This window comes from Pseudoalteromonas sp. ATL1 (genome assembly GCF_058933015.1).
Genome location: NZ_JBZYXL010000001.1, coordinates 2,626,043 through 2,640,813, shown reverse-complemented (window position 1 = coordinate 2,640,813; position 14,771 = coordinate 2,626,043). Strand labels below are relative to the sequence as shown.

General features: G+C 41.1%; 15 protein-coding genes. 3 read left to right on the top strand and 12 right to left on the bottom strand.

The features are described from left to right. Positions 1–230 precede the first annotated feature (230 nt). The 6 genes from AC5FX4_RS11910 to AC5FX4_RS11885 all read right to left on the bottom strand — a co-directional run bounded on the left by AC5FX4_RS11910 (position 231) and on the right by AC5FX4_RS11885 (position 3,546). A complete protein-coding gene (locus AC5FX4_RS11910; RefSeq protein ID WP_493606602.1) occupies positions 231–566 on the bottom strand; it encodes an Hpt domain-containing protein in 336 nt (111 codons plus the stop codon). A 102-nt stretch (positions 567–668) separates the two neighbouring features. Beyond that, positions 669–959, bottom strand: a complete 291-nt coding sequence (locus AC5FX4_RS11905; RefSeq protein WP_493606601.1) for a hypothetical protein — start codon at positions 957–959, stop codon at positions 669–671. A gap of 56 nt (positions 960–1,015) precedes the next feature. Then, positions 1,016–1,168, bottom strand: coding sequence for a hypothetical protein (locus AC5FX4_RS11900; protein WP_493606600.1), 153 nt, complete (start codon positions 1,166–1,168; stop codon positions 1,016–1,018). A 271-nt stretch (positions 1,169–1,439) separates the two neighbouring features. Continuing rightward, on the bottom strand, positions 1,440–1,871 hold the full coding sequence (locus AC5FX4_RS11895; RefSeq protein WP_493606599.1) for an acyl-CoA thioesterase: 432 nt from the start codon (positions 1,869–1,871) through the stop codon (positions 1,440–1,442). 6 nt (positions 1,872–1,877) lie between these two features. Continuing rightward, complete coding sequence (locus AC5FX4_RS11890; protein WP_493606598.1) at positions 1,878–2,696, bottom strand: M23 family metallopeptidase; 819 nt, start codon at positions 2,694–2,696, stop codon at positions 1,878–1,880. Then, entirely contained in the window at positions 2,689–3,546 is an 858-nt protein-coding gene (locus AC5FX4_RS11885; protein ID WP_493606597.1) for a 6-carboxytetrahydropterin synthase, read from the bottom strand. The genes AC5FX4_RS11890 and AC5FX4_RS11885 overlap by 8 nt, the downstream gene beginning before the upstream one ends. Positions 3,547–3,740: 194 nt before the next feature. Here AC5FX4_RS11885 and fabA point away from each other — a divergent pair, with 194 nt between their 5' ends. After that, positions 3,741–4,256 (top strand): 3-hydroxyacyl-[acyl-carrier-protein] dehydratase FabA, encoded by a 516-nt coding sequence (gene fabA / locus AC5FX4_RS11880; protein ID WP_493606596.1) that lies wholly within the window; start codon positions 3,741–3,743, stop codon positions 4,254–4,256. Positions 4,257–4,324: 68 nt separating this feature from the next. On the opposite strand, the gene rmf is transcribed toward fabA, so the two are convergent. The 3 genes from rmf to AC5FX4_RS11865 all read right to left on the bottom strand — a co-directional run bounded on the left by rmf (position 4,325) and on the right by AC5FX4_RS11865 (position 9,265). Then, positions 4,325–4,495: a ribosome modulation factor gene (gene rmf, locus AC5FX4_RS11875; RefSeq protein WP_493606595.1), complete on the bottom strand. Its 171-nt coding sequence runs from the start codon at positions 4,493–4,495 to the stop codon at positions 4,325–4,327. Positions 4,496–5,163: 668 nt separating this feature from the next. Further along, positions 5,164–6,438: a metallophosphoesterase gene (locus AC5FX4_RS11870; protein ID WP_493606594.1), complete on the bottom strand. Its 1,275-nt coding sequence runs from the start codon at positions 6,436–6,438 to the stop codon at positions 5,164–5,166. A gap of 40 nt (positions 6,439–6,478) precedes the next feature. Next, a complete protein-coding gene (locus AC5FX4_RS11865) occupies positions 6,479–9,265 on the bottom strand; it encodes a TonB-dependent receptor (RefSeq protein ID WP_493606593.1) in 2,787 nt (928 codons plus the stop codon). A gap of 467 nt (positions 9,266–9,732) precedes the next feature. On the opposite strand from AC5FX4_RS11865, the gene AC5FX4_RS11860 reads away from it, so the two are divergent. Beyond that, positions 9,733–10,491: a GGDEF domain-containing protein gene (locus AC5FX4_RS11860; RefSeq protein WP_493606592.1), complete on the top strand. Its 759-nt coding sequence runs from the start codon at positions 9,733–9,735 to the stop codon at positions 10,489–10,491. 3 nt (positions 10,492–10,494) lie between these two features. After that, entirely contained in the window at positions 10,495–11,508 is a 1,014-nt protein-coding gene (locus AC5FX4_RS11855) for a helix-turn-helix domain-containing protein (protein WP_493606591.1), read from the top strand. Here AC5FX4_RS11855 and AC5FX4_RS11850 read toward each other — a convergent pair. The 3 genes from AC5FX4_RS11850 to AC5FX4_RS11840 are packed head-to-tail and all read right to left on the bottom strand — an operon-like array spanning position 11,495 to position 14,766. After that, positions 11,495–12,508 (bottom strand): cupin-like domain-containing protein, encoded by a 1,014-nt coding sequence (locus AC5FX4_RS11850; protein ID WP_493606590.1) that lies wholly within the window; start codon positions 12,506–12,508, stop codon positions 11,495–11,497. The two genes, AC5FX4_RS11855 and AC5FX4_RS11850, sit on opposite strands and share 14 nt — an antisense overlap. Positions 12,509–12,520: 12 nt before the next feature. Further along, on the bottom strand, positions 12,521–13,219 hold the full coding sequence (locus tag AC5FX4_RS11845; protein WP_493606589.1) for a SapC family protein: 699 nt from the start codon (positions 13,217–13,219) through the stop codon (positions 12,521–12,523). A gap of 11 nt (positions 13,220–13,230) precedes the next feature. After that, positions 13,231–14,766, bottom strand: coding sequence for a tryptophan halogenase family protein (locus AC5FX4_RS11840; RefSeq protein WP_493606588.1), 1,536 nt, complete (start codon positions 14,764–14,766; stop codon positions 13,231–13,233). Positions 14,767–14,771 lie beyond the last annotated feature (5 nt).

The following is a 14,771-nucleotide window of genomic DNA, read 5'->3' as shown; positions in this document are numbered from 1 at the left end:
AACTAATTGTTTTAACATGTAATAGACGTATATTTAAAAGGTCGCATGCTTTTTGCTCCATTAAAACAACACAAAGCAAAATGAGTACAAAGACTATGGCTTGCATTACCGTTGTTGAGCTAGGTTATGTGGCGTTGGCAAACGCATGCCTGTCATCTCAAGCAATTACCCAATATCGAACAACTCAATGAAGTTCTCTCAAAATTATTGCAATGTAAAACCGACTAAGCTTACAGACTGGCAATGAGCTTGTTGGCGTCCTTGAAGGCGAGCGTACTTTGCTCTGTTGCTTGCTCCACAAGCGGTTTTAAAGCACTAAGCGTGATGTCTGTGTGTTTTGTTGTCATCTCTAATAGTTCGCAAGTTTGCGCGAGTACCAACGCGCCATAACTGCGGCTACTGCTTTTCAAACTATGGGCGATATGAGCAATTTCGCTGATGTTATGGGTGTTGTTGAGATCGTCAATTTGCTTTCGAGACTCAGCGACATAAACACTCAAAAGCTGGCGTGCCAACTGCTCACCTACATCATTACATAGTTGCGAAAATACCTGCTTATCTATCATTATTAAGCCTTCGGAGGTCGAAATGAGTTATCAAATGATTTTTATGTAGATTCTGCCGGCTATGGAGGCATTGAATCTCATACTATTGCGTTAGCGAAACTCTTAAAACGCCATCATGTTGAGTGTAGCGTGCTTTTTTATAAAGACCATAACAATCACAATTATTACAATAATTAACATCGCCTTCGCATACTTATCAGGCTCATTATGACGTGGATCACCAGACACCGTAGAGAACATATCGACAAATACCTTTCTCGTTACATTTTCTACGTACAAACTTAAATTTAGAACACCCGTAACCTTACCCAAAAACAGGATGTTACCTTCAGCTGTGTAAACTTTGACATAAACCTGATCTGCGCTGAACCCATATGAACTCGGTTCAATCATCAGTGTGTGGTCACTGAATTGTGAAAAAGTAAATTGCTCATTAGCAGGATTATCCGCTAATAGATTGACTCATTCGTTGCAGGAAGTTGTTGCTCTACCTGTGGCGTAGGCTCGTTAGATTGAGCGGTGCTTTTTGGGGTATTACTTTGCTCACCTCCACCACACCCACACAATATTAAAATTGTGGCCGAAATCAGTAATTGCTTCATCGTCTCAACTCCATAAATAATATTAGAATTGAACAATCAAAAAATACGCCAAGGCATAACATTCTGATTAATTGTTAATTTCAATAATCATTTTTGCAATATGCAACGCATTATGATTATCGTCGCAATCACCCCGCTTGATAATATTGCGGATAGATTTCACACGAATGATGAGAAGTTAGTAGACAAACTTTTAGTATGATGTGTTCTATTTAATTTGAAATATGGACCACATAAAGTGGCCTATATTTCAAATTTAGCTTATTTAGACTTACTTGAATCCAGATAGCATTTTATCGCAGACCACAGGAGTCGGCCTATGATTATCATCTACGGCAACAAATGTGAAACTACCAGATATTGCTAAGTGCTTATCATCTTTGTGCATGCGTTCTAAGTAGATTTCAACTTCTACCTTCAAACTTGTATTGCCCACATGCACAACGCGAGAAACGAGTTCGGCGAACGTGCCCGCCGGTATTGCCTCTTTAAAATCGACTCTATCGGATGAAATTGTCACAAGAGGTTTACGACAAAATCTTGTTGCAGCAATAAACGCAACTTCATCCATCCATGCTAAAGCATCCCCACCGAATAACGTGTTGTGGTGGTTCGTTCTTCCGGGGAAAACCGTTTTAGTTACTGAAGTTACTGAACTTTCAATGCGTTTTGCAATAATTGCATCTTTATCTATTTGTGTCATTTGTTACTACTTTTCGCTCGCCAAAGTGTCTTGCATTAATAATTGTGGATCAAGTCGTTCATTATACCAATTAAAGCGCCAATCTAAATGCGGGCCAGTCACTCGTCCCGTAGCACCGATATCCGCGAAATGGTCTCCTGTTTCTAGCTTATCACCCACCTGTACATGAAGCTTACTGAGGTGAATATACGTAGAGTTAATCCCATAACCGTGGTCAACAATCACAGTACCACCACTGTAATATAAATCTGCGTCTGCAAATGTAACGACACCCGGTAATGGTGCTAAGACAGGGGTACCCGTTTTGTTAGCGATATCTAATCCATAATGAGGATTACGGGGTTTGCCGTTAAAGTACCGTTGGCTACCATACACGCCCGAAATACGACCTGTCGCAGGTCTATAAACAGGCTCTTTAAAGTACTCAAGATCTGAATCTGTAGTGCGTGCTTGGTGTACAGCCTTTGCCTCTTCACGAATACGCTTTAGAACCGCTTTTGGTGGAGAAACGTATTTTTTTTCAACACCTTCAATGCGATCGATTTTAAACTCACGGCTTGTTATCGATAATACCTTTTCGTGTTGCTTACCGTTCTTGTCAACCCATGACAATGTCTGTTCGGTTTGTGCATCTCGACCAAAACCGAATACAAATTCACCATCAGGAGTCAGCCTCAAGGGTTTATCATTCAAATAAACCGATTTGGCGGTTTCTAGCTTTCCAATAACCATACCGCCTTGAGTCAGGTTACCTTTGAGCTCTAATGCGCTTACATGGATTGATGCGCATAAAACACCTGCAAACAGCAAACCTGCTTTAAGCATATGCAATTGCCCCTTTACCTACACCTTCATAGGCTTTAACCATGATTGTTTTGTCTGGATTTTCTAGCTTGATCTGTTGCGCTAAATAGTCGGCGATACATTCAACCGTCGTATCACATGGCAGAATGTCACAGCGTGCTTCACTGATTGCTAACTCGAAATAACCCTGAGTCGATTCGTAGGCAAAGCTGATATCACCTTCTCTTGCTGTAACATGCTTAAGTGCACTTGCTTCGATGATATCTTCTTCTGTTCCGAGATAAATATCTTGCCACTTGGTCGCCCACTGTTTTTGCATGCTAGGGTGTTTCATACCATCTACAAAAACACCGAGCTGTGAACGGTGACCATGAATAATGCGCTGACAATTTCCATCATGTTTTTTCAAGCCATGGCTGTAGTGGTAGTAAAAGCTTTCTGTGGGCTCAGCTCTGAGCTCAATGCCGATGTCTTTCACATTACTTGGCATTTGAGGCATGATCACTGATTTTAAGAATGCCACAACAGCCTGTTCATCGACGATTTGCGAGTTAAGCATACATACGGCTTGTACTGGCGCATTCATTGCTAAATGATGGCCTTCACCAAACTCGCAATCAACCGTGACAGTGTCATTTTCAAATGACACTTTGCCGTTGATACCTTTTGCAATAGCAAGCTTATGATCGATTGTGTCGTCGATGATGCGTTTAATTTGTTTCTTTACCAGTGCAAAGTCCAGCACCATTGATTCGTCATTCAATTGACCGTGTAGAGTCAAATCAACAACCCAACTTTCGCCAACGGCGCCGCGTTTGTTACAAAGGTAAGAAAAATCAATGACAGTCAGTGCATCTACAAAAAGGATCATAAACTTCCGATAAACTAATTAAATACTGGGGGTATTATAAGGTTTTTTAACACAAAAAGCGCCCCATTCAGTGTCTGAAATCATTATTAATGAGAATTATTCTTAGATAATGGTGTTTTTTAACTGTTCAGAGTTGTCTAGCGTACAAGTGTACGCTAGAGTAGCTGCGAATTTTTAAGCAAAGATTGTGAACTATGGAACCAAAAAATAGCTATACAAAAGAAGAATTAATCCTATGTGGTCGTGGTGAAATGTTTGGTGAAGGCAATTGTCGTCTTCCTAGCGACAACATGCTGATGATGGATCGTATCGTTGAGATCAATGATGACGGTGGTGAATTTGGCAAAGGTCACATCATCGCCGAACTTGATATCGACCCAAGTCTTTGGTTCTTCGATTGTCATTTCAAAGGCGATCCTGTAATGCCTGGATGTCTTGGCCTTGACGCAATGTGGCAACTTGTTGGCTTTTTCTTAGGTTGGTCTGGTGGCCCTGGCCTTGGTCGTGCACTAGGTGTTGGCGAAGTAAAGTTCACGGGCCAAATTCTGCCTACCGCTAAAAAAGTAACTTATCGAATTGATATGAAACGCGTGATTAAACGTAAGTTATTCATGGGTATGGCTGATGGTACTGTGGAAGTAGATGGTCGTGTGATTTACGAAGCGAAAGACCTTAAAGTAGGTCTATTCCAAGACACTAGCGCTTTCTAATATTTACGCTTTGAAACAACAAAGCCCCTAATTAAGGGGCTTTGTTGCTTTTTAATTCTGTCAAACAATCACGTTTTATATGCATTGCGATTGTCAATCGCTTCACGCCATCCACCCAGCCACTGCGATCTAGGTTCAATTTGTTGATATGGACATAACTCTTTTGATCTACCTGCTAAACCAGCTTTAAATCCTTGTGAATGTGCTCTTTCTAAGCGATCTCTTTTCTGTCTCTTCATAGGTAAAATCCTCACCTTTTTGTTCAATGATGCCAATGAAAAATATCATCAACATTTAATGATTAGTTAATAAAGCCGTAGTTATCAACTCTATCGAGTGAATGCTTTTACTTATTCACTGCCAATTTGATTGAGTTACCACAAACAAGACTTTTACTTTTAACTGATGTGTATTCCCGCGCACATCTCGCACTATTGAATTATTGAGAACAAACAATCAACCGAGTAAGTACTTTTAGCATCGCTATGCCCAGCCTTACAAGACGCAATTGTTACAGAGCAGGGTTGGCCAAACCTTCATCTTCAATTAATCATATTAGATGAAAGCATGCAATAGCATTTTTGAATCCTAACTATGAGACGCATTAACATGCAAATAATTTATACATTAAGTTAGATATTTAGAGATATAAAAATCAATTTAGAACAAAGTTAGATCTTGTTTTTGTCTGATCTAGTTTAAAAAAACATTCATATTTCTGACATAAAAACTTTCCTTTTTAATTCAAAGTCAAACAAAAAGTGACAAGAAAGTTAGCCAGCAATATTTGAAATGGTTACGGAATTTAAAAACAGCAATGCAGTCGAGTACGCATTTTATGGGTACAATATTAAGAAATTTATAATAGTGGATGGTGTAACCAATTTTGGTTACACCACAGATCAACTTAATCGCTTCTATGTGCAAAGCTAAAACTACTTTGGGGCACTAACTTACCGGATTGATCATTCGGTGTTGTGTAAAAGCTCACTTCAAGCTTCTCTTTATCGTTATTCAAACTAATATGCGCAAAACCCCACACAAAGCTTTTAGACCAGACCAAATCATACTCTTTAAACTGAGCTTCTTGATATTCTGCAAGCTTCGAGTGCGCGCCTCGCATTTTTGAAGCTGCCCCGCTGATGATCAAAGGTAGTTTAGGCTTACCATGATTGGGTGGTAAAACACGCGAGCAATCGTCTGTTAAAAGCTCTAAATCGTGTTCATGCCCTGCGATATAGGCATCAGCATATTCGCACAGCTCTGGTAGAATTAAACGACGTAACACGTGCGCTTCATCGTATTTTGTCCCACCGATAGACCACAAAACATGGTGCCCATATACGATTTTCCATTTTGCGGTTGAGTTTTTAAGTCCATTAGCCAACCAAGCCAACTGCTTGTGGTCCTCACCGTTTAAAGGGGTTTCATGCTTTTCAATATCTTCTACTTTGGCTTGACCGCTCGCAAGTGCGCTTGCTAAGCCTTGCTCAGAACCATCTGGTCGAAGTGGAATTTCATAATAATGTTGTCCTGACAGAAGCATGTTGGTATCCAGTACGAAAAACTCTACGTCATTACCGGGCTGCCCTTGCTTAAAGCTGTAGTATCCAGTGTCTTGCATATAGAAATTCGGTTGTTTCGCCATCCACTTCGTTTGTAGCCCAACACCTTTTCTAGATGTTTTCCAATCATGGTTGCCAAGCGCTGAATAGACCACCAGCGATTGTTCTTGATCGAATAATGGTTTTAACGGCGCGAGGATCAGATCATCCATACGTTTTTGATCGTCTTTACCATCTTTAGCATCTGCCCCGTCGGGATAAATGTTATCCCCTAGTTGAATGCCAAAATCACATCGTTTTGTTGTACATAGCTTTGCCATCGCTTTTCCAACAGCATGAGCACCACTTTTTTCCGTGACCGCATCCGTGCCTGGGTAAACATAGAGTGGAGCATGCGCAAATTCTTCAATCGGCCGATGCTCTTCTAGCCAGTCTGCTTTTTCTGCCGCAATAAATTGTGCTTGTGTCTTTGGCTTTTTTAACACGTCTTCTTTCGGATAATCAACGCTATAACCGCCATCACCAAATGCTAAGAATTCGATAGTGCTGCTGTCATTGGCTATTGCACTATTTGACAGTACAGATAACAGCAAAAATGATAGTTTTACATGTTTCATAGTGTTGCAGCCAACATCTGTTGGCTGCCTCCTCAATCATTTAAAGAGAATTAAAGCTCACACCCAGTTCGAATGTTCTGCCGTAAGTTTCATATTGGTAGTTATACTGCGAAGTACCGTGATACAAATAGAATGGCTCATCGGTTAGGTTCACGGCATTGAAGTAAATTTGAGTCTGGTCATTCACATCGTATTTTGCGCTAAAGTCCAATTGCAGGTGATCTTGTTGATACACTCGCGCATCGCCATCTTGTTGTTGATAGTTTTTGCTCTTGTAACTTGCACTCAAGCGCGTACTGACGACACTATTTTCGTAACCCAACATGAAATTAGCGACCGTGTCTGATTGATTCGGCAACTTATCGTCTGCATCGATAAATGTAGCATTTACGCCAATCATGATACCGTTTTTAAAGTTTTTGCTGTAAGCCAGTTCAATACCTGAAAGGCTCGCTGAATCGCCATTACGCGACTGTTCCACTTTTTTATAGCCTTGCCATGGTGCAATACCTTGAACTTGTTCAAGCGTAATGAAGTTTTCAATGTCTTTATAGAAAATACCCGCTGATATCACACCTATACCGTTGGGGTAATATTCTATCGAAAAATCCAGGTTATTTGATTCAAGTGGCTTAAGATCAGGGTTGCCCACTTCTGCTTTTCGTTCAGTAACCGCGCCTTCATCTTCCATTGTTACTTCTGTTTCAATCACTTGAAACGCGGCAGAATCTGAAAATTTTGGCCGTGCAATGGTACTGGTGTACGCGAAACGTGTAACGAGATCTTCTTGCACATCATAGCGAACCGTTAGGTTTGGCAGTAGATGGTCGTAATCTTTCTTTGTTTTCCAAGCAGAAATATCAACTCGCTCAACGTCATTTACTTCATCAGCAATAAGTTCAACTCCATTTCCCTCTGTTTTGAATTCGGTTGATTCATAACGTAGACCAGAAATGACCTGCCATTGTCCCATATCAAGTGTGATCATGGCATACGCTGCACTTATCTGTTCTTCAGATAGGTAACTCTTACCTTTGTTGTTAATATCCGTATCTAATTCGTTGATTTCAAATGCTGAGCGATTCGTTAATACAAAGTCTTTTATTGCACCACGATTTAGACCCGGCCCAAATTCACCGAGAGAATAATCAGGCGAAGCAGCAGAAAATTGACTTGCTAGTGCTTCGTCAAAACCACCGTCATAGACAATGGCGTTTACATTCGAAACTTTCTCTCTTTTATTAAACTTGGCACCAAACTTAAGCTGCGCATTGTAGTTGTTAACCACAAAGTCTTTGCTAATGTCTAATTTGAAACTCAATGATTCATCTTCACTCAGGTTATTTTCAAAACTAATTTCGTCGAGTTCAAAATTATTAAGATCGTGGGCGTCAGAGCTATGGGCTAGAACAGGGGTATCTCCCAAACTGGCGTATCCCAATGTAAAACCTTTACCTTTAAAACTTGCGTCCAAACGGTTCGGTTCTTTTTCATTTGATTTTGAATAGCTCGCACTGTATTCAGCTAACCAAGGGCCAAATTGTTGTTCCGCCCCCGCAACAATTGATAAAATTTCTTGGCTCTCATATCTGTCTTTTGTGTCTCTATCCATGGCTGCGCCATCAAATTGCGCAGAAGTTTGAGATGCAGAGCCGGCTATAAGGTCGCCTTTAGCCAGTTTGTATTCATTGCGTAATCTAAATTCGTCGTCACTAAACTCACTGTAAAGCGTACGTAGATAGTAGGCGTTAGCATTTTTATCACGCAAATCTAAATTTAACGCCGCCCCTAATCTTTCTCTTTTTATAGAGTAATGACGTTGTTCAATTTCTTCTGCGGCCCTCATGCTCACTTCATTGGCGTCCGTGTCTTCTAACGTCAATGTTTGCCAACCGCCGTCTGTTTCCATATTGTGAGAACCAAACTTGCGCTCCGACCATGACAGCGCGGTGGCCACACCCAAATCATAGTCATTTCCTAAGCTAAATATTTCAGAGAAGCTACCTGAGAGTTTTGGACTGGTATCGCTGGTTTGCTTATTATACGTTGCTTGGACATTTGCGCTATAACTCATGCCGTCACGGTCAAACGCACTTAAGCTTTGTACTTCAACACTGCCACCTATTGCTGATGCATCCATATCAGGTGTTACCGTTTTACTCACCTCTAGACTTTGGATAAGTTCACTTGGGATCACATCCATTGCCACACTACGCACTCCCGCTTCTGGCGAAGGAACGTTTGCACCATTGATTGTTACGTTATTCAGGTTCGGGTCGATACCACGAATGCCAACAAAACGACCTTCACCTTGGTCGCGCTGAATGAACATGCCTGGTAGTCTTTGTAAAGCTTCTGCCGCATTTTGATCGGGAAGCTGACCAATGGAGTCACTACTCACAATGGCTTTAATGCCATACGCATTTTTCTGTCGATTTAGCGCCCCCGCTTGACCAGCGCGTTGTCCAACAACTATCACGTCTTCTATGACTTTATCTTCGGATACTAGCGCGACCTTAGTATTTAACACCTGCCCATCAACAACCTCAATTACCTGCTCTACTGGCTCTGCACCTAAGTAATCAACAATTAAGGTATATCGACCTTGCGGTAAGTTAGTGAGTTTAAATGAACCATCACGCTTGGTCACAGTACTGCGTTTTAACTCTTTGATAGTGACTTTTGCCCCTTCAAAATAAACGTCATGATTGTCGTTGCTCACTTTACCTTGGAGGGTGTTCGCCATAGTAAGCGAACTAAACAGCACACTGCTCAGTGCCAGCGCTATTTTCGATTTAATAAATTTAGACGGATTATGTGTTTTCATTATGATTCTCAATTTGCACAGGGTAACGAGCGCGAGTACCCCACTCGGCTCAGTGACGGCAAGATAGATAATTCACATGAAAGAAATATTTCACGCTTTCTAGCGGTTGAAGAATTTGCACTAAATTAGGTCAATTCACGTACAAATTGAGCCGTTTTGACCCCCAACAAACGGCTTGAATATTCATTTTTGTGCAAAATACTCTTTAAAACACACGGTTTGTCATAAATTTAGCAACTCGTGTGAGCTATTCTAACCCTGTTTAACAACTCACAAGCTAAGCCATACTATCAGTACAAGATCAAACTATGCGTCGACTCATGCAAAACAACCTCATAAAGTTACACAAAACTTTATTCTTAACTTTACTCATCACAACTGTTGCCACTTTCGTACTTATTTTACAAATAAGTACGCCAAGGTATGGTTCAGAGATTAAGCTCATAGACTGCATTGGAGAAGGTGGCATGGCTTTGGTTACGCTACTTTGGATCATCGCCACTTTATTAGCTCGACCTAAAGGCAAAGTCACTACATTGCTATTTTTTGGGCTACTTGCAATGCATATCACTATGCTTTTAGACTTTTTAGACGAATTCTTCATTTTCAACGCACAAGGCGCTTGGTATTTAAATTTTGAGGCGTTCCCGGCTGTACTTGGTATGTGTTTGATGAGCGCTGGCATATATTATTGGTATCAAGAGCAGCAAGTGCTTAATCAGATGTTAGTGAAAAAAGAACGTTTTTACCGAGAAAATGGCTCGACGGACTTCATCACTGGTTTGTATCGGGCTGATTACATGAAACAGCAAATAAGTAATGAACTCATCTCTTTGAATGAAAAGCACAGTGAGTTTTGTATTGCGCTTATTGATATAAAACATTTTTCAAAGTTTAATGCGAAATACGGTGTGGTTAAGGCGAATAGCCTACTGGCTGATGTGGGTCAAATTATCTTACTGAACCTTAGAGAGTGCGACCTAGCTTGCCGCTATGCGGGAGATCGCTTCATTGTTTTGCTTCCCAAAACCAGTTTGAGCACTGCAAAAAACGTTATCCAACAAGTCGCTAACATGGTTGGACAACATACACCTTATAACAATACGCAAGTAATTAAAGGCTTTACCGACGTACATTGGCACTGTGTTCAACCCCTTAAACATGACTCACTGACGGATTTACTTGAGCGTCTCAATGATGAACTTCATACCAGCAAAGCAGCATAAGCGATGAAGCCCTATTATGAAGCTAATCTAAAATGCTTCAAAGCGTATGAGCTAGCATTGCCTTTGGTAGAATTTGCGCATCAACGTGGTTTACAACCAGACAAAGCGCTTAAAGGCACAAAGCTGTTTTACAGCGATCTCAATTGCCCAAAGTGTATGGTCAGTTTTGAGCAAATTTGCGCTGTCATCTGTAACGTTTCAAAACATTTACCCAATGACGGCTTAAGCTTTTTGCTTGGTCAACATTTATTGAACTCGCTAGAGGGCCCTGCGTTTAAATCGCTTTTGCATGCTAAAAACCTCAGGAGTATGTTTAGGATCAGCCAGCTATGCCATGGTGCGCTTTTTCCATACATGTATGTAGATGTATACCGTAGTGACAGCAAAACTCACTTTATTTGTAACTTTGCTATTGCTAAGCCAAATATGTCCGTACAAATTTTCTTTATTGAGATGCTGGCCAGCTTAATCGTACACCTGTATAAATGGCGTTTCAGTTGTTCAAAACAGCTCGAAATCAAATTTCCATTTGAGCAACCAAAATATGTCGAGCAATTTCACGCCCACATGCCGTGTCATTATCAGTTTTCGCACCCCTGCTTTATGTTTACGCTCAATGATGCACTGCTTAGTGCCCCCCAATCTCAACCTGTTTTAAATATGTCTAAGTTCTATTTAAAACAATTAGATCAGAGAAAGAAAACAACGGGCTTTGTTGAACATATATGCGCACTTATAAAATGCGCCCCCAAGGCCACCAGCGATAAAATAGCGCTGAGCTTAAACATCAGCTCAGCGACATTGAAGCGTAAGCTAAAGCAACATAATGTGTGCTTTAAAGCGCTTAAAGACGAGTATAATAAACAACATGCGCTCATCAATATTCTTGAACGAGGTTATTCCAATGAACAGGCAGCTGCGGCACTCGCGTTTACAGATCTCACTAATTTTCGACGAGCGTTTAAACGTTGGACTGGAAAGACGCCCAGTGAAGCTAGATTGATTAACTTTGATTAAGCTTATGAATGAGTTGCCACCTGATTTTTCTAGCTTGTACCTCGTCAATCTCCCCAAGCATACCTAAGGCACTATCGTTAATGTGCTCATGATTTTGTTCTGAAAACACATAATGATCGAAGATATCACGCCAAGCTCGCCTTTGCGCTTTGGGTAATTTGCTGATACTCAATACCGCATGTGTTAAAGCATCGGTCGCAAGCCCAAAATGTTCGTTTGTCGTTCTCCACCAGTAATTAACTAGCGCGTTAATATTGGCGGTACTTTTAACATGATGCCACCACATACTTGGGATATATATCGCATCCCCCGGCTCAAGCTCTGCGTAATAAGCGCGTTCTAGTGCATGCCGGTATTTGGGAAAGCGCGCATGATCAGGGTTATTAAAATCCACCATGCTTACAATTTGACCAGCGGGTGTAAAGTCTATCGGTCCAGGGTAAAGGTTAGCAATTTGTTCAGGTGCAAATAGTGTAAATGCCCTTTTACCAGCAACAACGCAGGCAATATTGTGTGGCACGTCATAATGCGCGGCGACTTCACTTTCACTACCAAGCCATAGACTCACAAGCGGCTGCTGCTCAATCATAGGTAGGTCGTTGTCACTTCGAAACTTTGGTAAGCAATAGTCCAACGTTGTAGACCCCATGTACAAGGTTTTTTTTTGCTCGGAATCTAGACAGTTCAAATGATTAATTATCTCATTTATATGAGTTTTCTTTTGCTCAAAGTTCTTTGATGTCTGCGTCGCATCATAAAAAAAGCGCCCCTTGTACTGCGCATCACATTCATAAGCATACACAGGCACTTTGGCATCAAACTGAAGTAAATAGTCGCAAAAGCGGTTAGCTGAATGTTTCGCTTGTTTTACTGCAGGCCAGTCGTCGACGACACCTTTAAATACGATTGGTTCAGGATGTTCTAACTGACTATATTCAAGTATCGTAGCGACCATCTGCTGTGGAGTATATGACTGACAGATTTTGATAGCTTTTGTCATAGCGCGCTCCTATCAACACTGCTTATTTATCAGTTTTTTTAACTGACCGAGCGATGCAAGCACCATATACAGATGTTGCAAGTATCCTTGTTGATGTAACAAAGACAACGTATGACTATCCAACCTCGCCAGTACATCTTCATTAATAGTGTAAAGGCCACTTAATTTGTGCTTTCCTACATTAAGCAAAGCACTTTCTAACAAATCAAGTTTTAGTAGATAGTTTATAAATTGCTGACTCTGTTCATGACCTTCATGAATACGCATTAAGATTTGGTTAATATTATCTAGAAATGGCGTTGTTCCGCCGACATCATTAAATAGCGCTTCACCTTCAAATTCACTCACCTTTGGGTGTGACATATCAATATGCACGACTGGCTCTTTTATTGGCACACCATTTTGCAGCTTTTCAACAAAGCCGATTAAAAATGGCTGGCGTTGCATGCTTAACGGTATGGTATTCGCATTCCAGCCATGCTCATTAAGGTAAAGGTTTTCATCTGCTTCAAACCCTAACAACACAACACTTTGAAATTGGCCTGTTTTTGTGTCTTTTTTGAAAAATATCGGATATTCACTTTGCAATGCGGAAAATTCACTTGGAAATACGCGAGCTAAACTCACATTGTCACCAAGCACAGCGCTGTAATGGTTGATCACACGTGTGTTTTTATGTGTGACATTGTCTAATAGTTGTTCTTGGTTCATATATGTCACCTTTATAATTTTGCTATGCCAAACTCTTTGATGTTCTCTATCAGCGTCCGATTACTAGGTAAGGTCGATAAACCGTGTTGTGCCAATTGCGTCACACTTTTAAACATGTCGTTTCGCTCAGTATTCCATGAGGCCTCGGTAAACTCAGTATTGTATCCCATACCATAAAGCACATATTGATAGCTCGCAGCACAAAACACTTCGCCTACTTGTTCAAAGTCGGTGTATTTGGGAGTTTGATAGCGCCACATCAGCAATAAGTCTTGGAGTGACTTAGGTATGGATTGCGCCCTCATTTCACACCAATAATCAGTATCGTTTCTTTGACTCAATACGTAGTGAAGTTTCAAAAAGTCGATGACCCGTTGCCATCGATATGTAAACTTTTTATTGAATCGTGTCTGAACGATAGCCATCATTTCTCGATTAACAGGCATGTAGTCACATAGATACTGGGCTGAAAGTTCGATCATCACCAAGGCCGAGGCTTCTAACGGTTCAATAAAACCAGCAGACATGCCAATCGCGATACAGTTTTTATGCCAAAACTTTTCTCTGTAGCCTGGGTCAAATTTTATTTCTTTGAAGTGCGCACGAGTCAATTCACTCAACCCTTGCGCATTGATGTATTGTTGAAGCCGCTGTTTCGCTTCATCCCATCCGATATATTCACTGGAAAAGGTATAGCCAATGCCACGCCTGCTTGGTAATGCAATATCCCATATCCAGCCGTGGGGTTGAGCTGTTGATTTAGTGCATGATGCTAGCTCACTATTTGGCATTTTATGGACGACTTGTGCAGCCACAGCGCAGTCGTTTTTTAAAATATCCTTTTTAGATAGCCACTTTACATTGTAATGACCATTTAAAAGAAGCGCCTTAGACCCCGTGCAATCGATGAAAACATCAGCTTGAATTTCCCTTCCATCATCGGTTGTGACTGAATGAATATAGTCAGCGTCATCAGTATTAACCTGACTGACGTCACCAATTATGTGTTCGACCCCGAGTTCGCTGACGCAATGTGTCTTTAAAAGGTTAGCAAACTTTTCGGCGTTAAGATGATAGCCATAGTTTCCTTTGCCTTCAAATGCTCTATCGCTTGGTGTTTTTGGTGCTCTAGATTCATCACACCAATAGCTTTGCGAACACACAGCATGGGCAAAATCTACCTTATCCTTTACATCTTGCCATGCCCTAACCATATCGAACCCCTGCTCAAACCCAATGGGAAGCGAAAACGGGTGATAGTAGCTTGGCTTGTCGGTATCTATCCAACCTATAAATTCTGTTCCTTGTTTAAAGGATGCGTCACATGCTTGCATAAATACGCCTTCATCTATGCCTATTTTTTGCAAAGTCCCTTTCATCGTTGGCCAAGTACCTTCTCCGACACCAATGGTTTGGATATTCGCCGACTCGACCAGTTTAATGCAAAGCCTATTTTTATGTTGTGCAGCAATCAAGCCCGCGGTAAGCCACCCCGCGCTACCACCACCGACTATGAGTACTGTATTTATCGCTTTATCTTGACTCATCTCTC